This window comes from Anaerovorax odorimutans DSM 5092, assembly GCF_000426305.1.
GTDB classification, from domain to species: domain Bacteria; phylum Bacillota; class Clostridia; order Peptostreptococcales; family Anaerovoracaceae; genus Anaerovorax; species Anaerovorax odorimutans.
Genome location: NZ_AUFC01000016.1, coordinates 76,494 through 84,370, shown reverse-complemented (window position 1 = coordinate 84,370; position 7,877 = coordinate 76,494). Strand labels below are relative to the sequence as shown.

At 28.0% G+C, this 7,877-nt stretch carries 8 protein-coding genes; 5 read left to right on the top strand and 3 right to left on the bottom strand.

The window, feature by feature from the left end; translation table 11 throughout:
• Positions 1-539 (top strand): group II intron maturase-specific domain-containing protein (locus K292_RS0107375; protein WP_027399299.1); only part of this gene is annotated, 539 nt, incomplete at its 5' end.
• Positions 540-661: 122 nt separating this feature from the next.
• On the opposite strand, the gene K292_RS0107370 is transcribed toward K292_RS0107375, so the two are convergent.
• On the bottom strand, positions 662-1,087 hold the full coding sequence (locus tag K292_RS0107370; RefSeq protein WP_027399298.1) for a hypothetical protein: 426 nt from the start codon (positions 1,085-1,087) through the stop codon (positions 662-664).
• A 652-nt stretch (positions 1,088-1,739) separates the two neighbouring features.
• Here K292_RS0107370 and K292_RS0107365 point away from each other — a divergent pair.
• The 3 genes from K292_RS0107365 to K292_RS0107355 all read left to right on the top strand — a co-directional run bounded on the left by K292_RS0107365 (position 1,740) and on the right by K292_RS0107355 (position 4,768).
• Positions 1,740-3,113: a Kelch repeat-containing protein gene (locus K292_RS0107365; RefSeq protein WP_027399297.1), complete on the top strand. Its 1,374-nt coding sequence runs from the start codon at positions 1,740-1,742 to the stop codon at positions 3,111-3,113.
• Between the two features lie 259 nt (positions 3,114-3,372).
• Complete coding sequence (locus K292_RS0107360; RefSeq protein ID WP_027399296.1) at positions 3,373-4,044, top strand: hypothetical protein; 672 nt, start codon at positions 3,373-3,375, stop codon at positions 4,042-4,044.
• 259 nt (positions 4,045-4,303) lie between these two features.
• A complete protein-coding gene (locus K292_RS0107355) occupies positions 4,304-4,768 on the top strand; it encodes a hypothetical protein (RefSeq protein WP_027399295.1) in 465 nt (154 codons plus the stop codon).
• Between the two features lie 114 nt (positions 4,769-4,882).
• Here K292_RS0107355 and K292_RS17830 read toward each other — a convergent pair whose 3' ends face one another.
• Both K292_RS17830 and K292_RS18585 read right to left on the bottom strand, forming a co-directional pair.
• Positions 4,883-6,361, bottom strand: coding sequence for a stalk domain-containing protein (locus tag K292_RS17830; protein WP_051280482.1), 1,479 nt, complete (start codon positions 6,359-6,361; stop codon positions 4,883-4,885).
• Between the two features lie 1,055 nt (positions 6,362-7,416).
• Positions 7,417-7,560 carry a hypothetical protein gene (locus tag K292_RS18585; protein ID WP_156900498.1) on the bottom strand — a complete coding sequence of 48 codons (144 nt, stop codon included), beginning with the start codon at positions 7,558-7,560 and terminating at the stop codon, positions 7,417-7,419.
• Positions 7,561-7,707: 147 nt separating this feature from the next.
• Between K292_RS18585 and K292_RS18580 the strand changes: the two genes are divergently transcribed.
• Positions 7,708-7,845, top strand: coding sequence for a hypothetical protein (locus tag K292_RS18580; protein WP_156900497.1), 138 nt, complete (start codon positions 7,708-7,710; stop codon positions 7,843-7,845).
• Positions 7,846-7,877: the final 32 nt, after the last annotated feature.

Here is a 7,877-nt window from a genome sequence, read left to right as displayed (position 1 = left end):
CAACTAAATCCAAAGTGGTCAGACCGATGAGAAGTAAGTATCTAGGATTCACATTCTTAAAGAATGGTGGCCAATGGAAAGTTAAGCCTACAAATGAGAAGAAAGCGAAGCTATATCAAGTAATGCGTGAATATCTCAAAAGAGGAAAAGCAAATGCAAGACCGTTGGCAGTAACTATAAAAAGAGTAAATCAAATAGTTATGGGATGGATAAATTACTTTAGAATCGGAATGATGAAACAATTTATGAATGAGTTTGGTCAATGGCTAAGACATAAAATAAGAGTAATTGTTATAAAACAATGGAAAAAGCCAAGTACCATTTTTCGTAATCTAGCATACTTGAACAGAAAATATAAGAATGGGTTTAATAAAGAAAGTATTTTCAAGGTTGCCAATTCAAGGTTGGGTTGGTACAAAAGATGCAGTATGGATGTAGTGAATTACATTTTAAATCCTACACTACTTGAAACAAAAATAAAGGATAGAGCTGGCTTGCTCAATCCTTTAAATTATTATCTAAGAAATGTTGGAATATAAATTGTAGAGCCGTATACGAGACCCGTACGTACGGTTCAACGAGAGGGAAATAATTCTTTGCAATTATTTCTCTACTCTATTAGACAAACTAAAATTTATAACAACAAATAATTAGTTTTTAGCTATTCATAAGATTTAAATTTATAAAAGTAAGAATGCAATTTTTTAATAATAACATCAGAAAAAAGAAAATAGAGTCCTACAATTATTTGTAAGGGCACGAGTATTAATTTTGGTATAGAGTTGTTAACATATAAAATTAAAAATAAAGCTAAGATAAGAAAAGCACATAGTTCAGATATAAGAGGCAATGCCTTCCACCTTCCTGATAAATAATCAATCTGACGTTCATTAAAACCACGATCTATTATGTTTACTAAAGATAAAGGTATAAAAATAGAGGCAATACCAAACCACCAAGGTAATGTCATCCACTTAAATCCAAAGAAGATATAACCATACCCCAAGTATATTATTATTGCGATTTTAGATAAAAAATAAATTATTTTTGCGATATTTATTCTTGTAAAATTAGACTTTTTAATCATGTTTATCCTCTTTTCTGGATTTTGGACGAGTATTATTTAAAATTACATATTTAATAAATTATATCATACAAAATTATAAATATAAGTAACAAATAACTATTAGATATTTAATAAGTGGACAAAAACGGTTGATATGTGGACAAGTTTTAAATTGTATTATTGATAATATAAAAATAACTGTGGATAAAATAAAGGCTGCTTTGTCATGAAAATAGCGTATACGTTGAAAATGATTGATTATAGATGAGAATAGTTATGCACAGTCATATTTGGATTAAATCGTATACAATTTTAAAAATGATGTGGAAAATTGTCATAGTTCTTAAAATATAGGGACAAAGGGGTTGTTGAAAACTGTTCTAATGTAATAAATGAAAGTTAACATAATATTTAAAGTAGAAGACGAGATGAAGAATTATAAATATAAAAGAATATTTAATACCTAGAAAATATATGGATTGGAGTGAGGCTATTGACTAAGAAAAGTTGATAATACTCAGCTGGCTTTTTTTGTTTTATAGAAAATCATCCTAAACAATCAATTATATTATAGAAAATTATGGAAAAACAGACTGTTATATAATTTACTTAAATGGTAATATATTCTAGAAAATTATATTGTAACAATTATAGTAACAAAAGGGAGGAAGAAATGAAACGATTATTAACAATTTTTTTAACTTTATGTATGGTATTAAGCATATCAGGAGTTAGCGCCTGGGCAGATGGAGAAGAAGGGTGGCAGGAAGAAGCACCTATGTCAAAAGGTAAAATAAATTTTTCTGTAGCAACAGTGGGTGATAAGATTTATACCATAGGGGGGAGATATTCTCCTGAATTAAATGAAATTTATAATACGACAACAGGTACTTGGGAAACAGGAGCATCTGTGCCTATTCCTAAAAAATTTTCAACGTGTGCTGTTGTTGGAGAAAAAATATATATGTTTGGTATAGATGAAAACTATACTATACCTGTTATGCAGATTTATGATACTAAAACAAATACATGGACAAGTAGTGAAGATGTACCCCAAATAAAAACCGTAGAAGGATTTTCAGCTGTAGCGGTAAATAATAAGGTTTATTTTATTATGTATAATAGTGAAAGTAAATTAACTAATGTACAAATTTTTGATACAATAACTGGGGTATGGACAACCGGATCAGATATTGGTAATATAGGTTATAATGGTATTGTATCTATAGAAAATAATATTTATTCAATAGGTGGAGGTTCTGCAGCTACGTCTAAATGTATATATAAATATGATATAGAGGAAGATAATTGGACAAAAGTTTCAGAGATGCCTAATAAGAAAACAGAATTATCAGCATGTGCAAACGGTAATAATATTTATGTTACTGGTGGCAGAATCAACGGTAGTTCTTCGAATTTAGTTTACATTTATGATATTACAAACGATACATGGACTAAAGAAATACCTATGTCTGAAATAAGAATTATGCATGGCTCTGTAATAGTAAATGGAAAACTTTACGTAATGGGTGGAAATAGTATAAGCGATAACTTAAATACAATGGAATCTCTAAAAATAGGAGATAGTACTGATACAGATAATAAACTATCTGTACTACTAAATACAGGTGAAACTGTTCAGCTAAGTGTATCATACAATTTAACAGATAATACCAATTTCACATGGAGTTCTACAAATGAAGCCGTAGCCACAGTGGATGCTAACGGAAAAGTAACAGCAGTTGGTGAGGGACAAGCTGATATTTATGCTGAAAATGCAGATGGAACATTCAAGGAATATATACCGGTAAAAGTAGTGGAGGGTACCGCGGATGAAATGCGTTTGGCAGTTCATTTAAAAGCAGGAGATAACTCTAATCTATATTTATCTGATGATCCCAGTTTAGTAACTTGGACATCTATGGATGAAAGCGTAGCCATAGTATCAGCAAGCGGAAAAGTGACAGCAGTAAAAAAAGGACTTGCTATTATTCAAGGAGAACTAGAAGGACAAACTTATCAGATTTATGTTAGAGTGAATGTATAGTAAGATTATAAGATATCATGATGCCGGCTGGGGAGAAATCCTTGGCTGGCTTTTTTAGGTTTTTGGAAATATTTAAATCAAGCAAAAGGGAAAAATGTATTGAATTTATCAAGCAAGATGACTTATACAAGCTATGGTGATAAAGTTTTTATAATTTATATAATACATAAAATGGAATAATGTGGTATTATAGATATGTGAAAGGGCTAGTTAATAATAAATTTAATGGGTAGGATAAATTATTAGGAGGGCATAAGTAATGATCAAAGCTAAGAACTTTTTAATGATATTTTTCATAATTGGTATTTTACTAACTTCAGGTTGTTCTTCAAATGCAGTTGATAAAGAAAATAAAACGGATTCTAAAAAAGAAAAGAATACAATAATAATAGAAGGCGATAATGTACTCTTTCAAGGAGAATGTAGTGCATATACTATTTTGGATAGCACATCAATTATTGAAGGAAAAGAAGCGTCTATAATATGCGATATTGATAATGACGGAGAAGATGAAACTTTTATTATTGGAAGAAATCATCCAAATGGTATTTCTGTAAGTGGAATGAAAGGTAATTACGGAATTAATTTTGCTTATGATTTTGAAATTGATGAGGCATTTGATCAATATGGGTTAGGAGAAGTAAAAGAAGGGTATTACATTCAAATTACGTGTTGTGATTTGGATGGGGATGAAGTGGATGAAGTTATTGTTTCTTTAGGAGATTTGTGTATAAACCTGGAAACGTTAGTTTATAGAGTATCATTAGAAGAAGAGACGCCATTTATTTTGGTTGGAAGAATAAATGGACAACAAAATATTAAATTTGATAAACAGGAGCACAGTATTAATGTTCCATATGGATCGCAAGGACTTTTTACTGAATATAAATTAATTGATAAAAAACTATATGTAAGAGCAGACACTTTATAAAACATACTTGCTTTCTTAAAAATTTCCCATATTTTTCCCACATGAGTAATTAATGACGATTAATCACGATTTTTCACGAATGTTTATAAACGTTGAAATATACAGGGTTTAATCATATCGTTTAATGGCGATTAATCACGATTTTTTGTATCAGATTGAATGTAAAGGTCGGGGGTTCTTCATAAAGATTAGTTCAAGAATTTTAATTGACCTAATAATAAAGGTATTTCTGATTGCCAATTAGGGAAGGTAAAATAATATGATGATAATTGAACAATTATTATTTAATTTAAAAGATTGGTGGGATGTCTTTTTATGGACAGGAGCATGGTATGTTATCCCCGTATGGATACTAATAGAGTTAGTGATTTCAACTATAATAATTTTTTATAAAAAAAGGAAAGAAATTTGCAATGATAATTGGAAAAATGGATATTTCAAGGGATTGGGATATACTGCTCTGTTTTTGATTGTTGTGAGGGCTTTTTTAAATTTGTTTATAATGTCTATTACCGATACCCAGTTAATTTGGGATAGGACTTCACTATTATCATTTTCTTTGTCAAGCTTATTTATAGTAGCCTTTTTGTCAAGTGCAGCTACAGTAAGAGTTTTAGTGAATTTTCATTCAGTGCGATGCACAAGAGCAAAAGTATATTTAGTACTACTATCTATACCGCTCGCATTTTTTTACAGTACAGCCATGTTTATAATGTTATTTTGATATTGTTACCAAAAAAGCTCTGATAAAAACTTATAAAGTAACATTAAAAAAACAGGTTCACTATAAAATAAGGAACCTGCATTTTTATTTAGTTTATTTTAAATCTTATATTTATTACATAGGGAAATCTACTACTTTTGCGTCTGTTGGTACTTCAACATTTGGAACTTCTGTAGTTTCTGTTATGCTGGAATTTGCTTTAATATTAATATTAAACTTATCTTCTTGATTTATTGTCATTTTTACATCAGAATTTTTGTGGTCACCTGACATATCTAAAGAGAATTGAATATCATCAGTTGTGCAATTTCCTTTTAAACTATAATCATTTAATACACCATTTTTTTCTTTTATAGTTATAGTTGCATTGAAGTTACTATTGCTTAGAGTATCCTTTAGGCTGTCTAAATCCATAGAATCTGTTGAAACACCTTCTTTTATAGCTGTCTTTGCTAATGATGAAAGTATAGATGTTTTGCTTAAATCTAGAGTATACGTAGTAATTGACCCGGATTTAGTTGTTTTAAAAGCAGTATCTCCAATAAGATCTTTTGCAAATGAATATGCAGTTTTAATATCATTATATGTGTTTACATTGACATCCGAATTGCTCATTGATAATAATTTCTCAAATACTTCAGAAATATTAACATTTGAATAAGACATATCAATTATTGATTTAATATCTATGCCCATATTATCATACATATCATAAATATTCATTTTATACCATGTATTCTCATCAATACTAGGGTCTAATTGGCTAAATACAGGGGAATTCATATATGTATTTCCTGTTTCTCCATTCATTCTAATTTTCATGTTTAAGTCATTAGCCATATCTAAAAAAGGTTGTAATTCAGTTTTTTCTTCTTCTGATAATTTTGATATCATTTTATCCATATTTAAAGTTAAATTCATATCTAACTCTGCATTTAGTTTTTGCTGAATACCGCTTACTTTACCTGTAGCTGAAACCTCTATTGGAGAAAATTGTGTTTCTTCATTTTCAAAAATAGAAAAATCATAATCAAATTGTCCTGTTGTTTTGTATGCTTTTTCAAGATCAAGATTTGTTTTGAAAAGTTTACTGATTATAGAAAAATCTTTATCCACATTTTCAAATAAGTTACTACAATCAATAATAACCACTGTTTTTTCTGATTTATCCCAACCAACACAGTAATCCATACTTTCGGCAATAAATCGAACAGGTACGTAAGTTCTATTTGAGGTTTTATCAACAAATGAAGCTACATCCATATTTTTTATAGATTTATTTCCATTTTGAATTACAGTAATATTTTTTTCTCCTACAGCAAATGAAATTTCTTTTTCATTTGTTTTAGCGGATATTGTTTTGGTTTTTGAATCATATGTTATATCTGCTCCCATAGCTTCAAGAGTTTGTCGTAGTGGTACCATTACTCTTCCGTTAACTATTTTTGCATAAGCATCTGTAAAAGCAATATTTTCTCCGTTATATTGTACCTTTATTGCATTGGAATCAGAAGCGAGCGCTGTTATGGTCCCCGATAATGTAAGTGATAAAATTAAAGCTACAACAATAAAAATTTTAAAAGATTTTTTCATAAATATTATTTTCCTTTCCTTCTCATTTTAAATAGGTCTTTAAACTAAGTTTACTACAAAAGAATAAATAAGTTAACTTTTATTTTAATTTTTATATTGTCTAATATTACAATATATTATAAAATAAAAGTTCTCATTGTATTATTGTATTAATAAACTAGTACAATAATACGGTAATATAAATTAATAAATTTGTCAATATATTTTTTAGAATAATTTTCCTATGATAATATACTAAAATATACTAAGCTATAAAGTCATCTATGCCACTCGTATTCATTTGTATAAATTACTCTTAGTTATATTTAACCTTCAAGTTTATAGTTTTGGAGTAAAAATTTTAAAATAAGTTTTTATTAAGAGCTATTTTATATTATCATTAACTGTTACACTTAGTTTTATAGTTTAACATATTTAAAAAATAATTAATTACCTCATAATAAGAAGCATCCTCAATTAACTGAGGATGCTTCTATATTAAAAAATTTAATTTATTATTAATTTTAAATTCAGTTATTATATATTTTAACTATCAGTTTCAACATTCATGATCTTAGCAGCAATAACGTCTGCAGCAACATCTACAACAGCAACATCTGCAACAACACCTACAACAACACCTGCAATAACATCTGCAGTAACATCTACAACAACATCTCATAGAAAATACCTCCCTTCATGTTTAGGGTAAGTACTTTATATATTATGTTAGACTTTTATATTATGTGAATTATTATATTTTTAAAACTTTTAATGTATAAATAATTAAAGTAAGATTCTAATTATATACTTAAAGTAATAAAACTGTGGATAATTATAGTTTTTATTTTAAGAACAATAAATAAATATTGAAAAGTAGAGGTTTATATATCTAAATTTTATCCACAACTATAATTGGATAAAATTGTATACAAATTATCAGGATGTGTGGAAAAGTGTTGAAACAATTAAAATTTGTGGAGATAAAGGATGTTGAAAAATATACTATAGAATATTAATGTTATATAATATACAAACACAAAAAAAGAAGTCAATAACTTCTTTTTCGTTTTAAATTATACAGTATGTTCAATTTCTTGTTTTAAGGATTTAATATCGGCTTTCCAACATTTTATGGCATTTTTATCATTCTTTTCAATAGCTTTTTTCAGAGCTTGCCGATAAGAGCATAATTTAAACTTCATCAAATTTTTATTCATTTTTTGCCTCCTTTAATATTATTATACCATATTTTTAAGATTTTATAATAAGGGGTAGGGTGTAAAATATTAAAAAATACTAAATTTCTATAAGATTAGAGTATATTTATCAGTTTAATGATAATAATACTTATGGAGGTGATAAAAATGGATAATAACAGAATAGATGATTTACAAAAGAGTGAATCAAATAGAAGTAAAGAAAAGCAGTTGAAGAATTTTGACCAAAACAAAGATCAGAACAGCAGCTTAGATGACTGCAAAAATTGCTCTGAAAAGCAGTAATAACAAAAAAATACTGTTCACAATAAAACAGA

What these genes read in the sequence shown, in the direction of transcription:
- K292_RS18585 (WP_156900498.1), bottom strand. Translation starts at nt 7,560, where the DNA reads ATGAATAAAAATTTGATGAAGTTTAAATTATGCTCTTATCGGCAAGCT.
- K292_RS18580 (WP_156900497.1), top strand. Translation starts at nt 7,708, where the DNA reads ATGGATAATAACAGAATAGATGATTTACAAAAGAGTGAATCAAATAGA.
- K292_RS17830 (WP_051280482.1), bottom strand. Translation starts at nt 6,361, where the DNA reads ATGAAAAAATCTTTTAAAATTTTTATTGTTGTAGCTTTAATTTTATCA.
- K292_RS0107360 (WP_027399296.1), top strand. Translation starts at nt 3,373, where the DNA reads ATGATCAAAGCTAAGAACTTTTTAATGATATTTTTCATAATTGGTATT.
- K292_RS0107365 (WP_027399297.1), top strand. Translation starts at nt 1,740, where the DNA reads ATGAAACGATTATTAACAATTTTTTTAACTTTATGTATGGTATTAAGC.
- K292_RS0107355 (WP_027399295.1), top strand. Translation starts at nt 4,304, where the DNA reads ATGATGATAATTGAACAATTATTATTTAATTTAAAAGATTGGTGGGAT.
- K292_RS0107370 (WP_027399298.1), bottom strand. Translation starts at nt 1,087, where the DNA reads ATGATTAAAAAGTCTAATTTTACAAGAATAAATATCGCAAAAATAATT.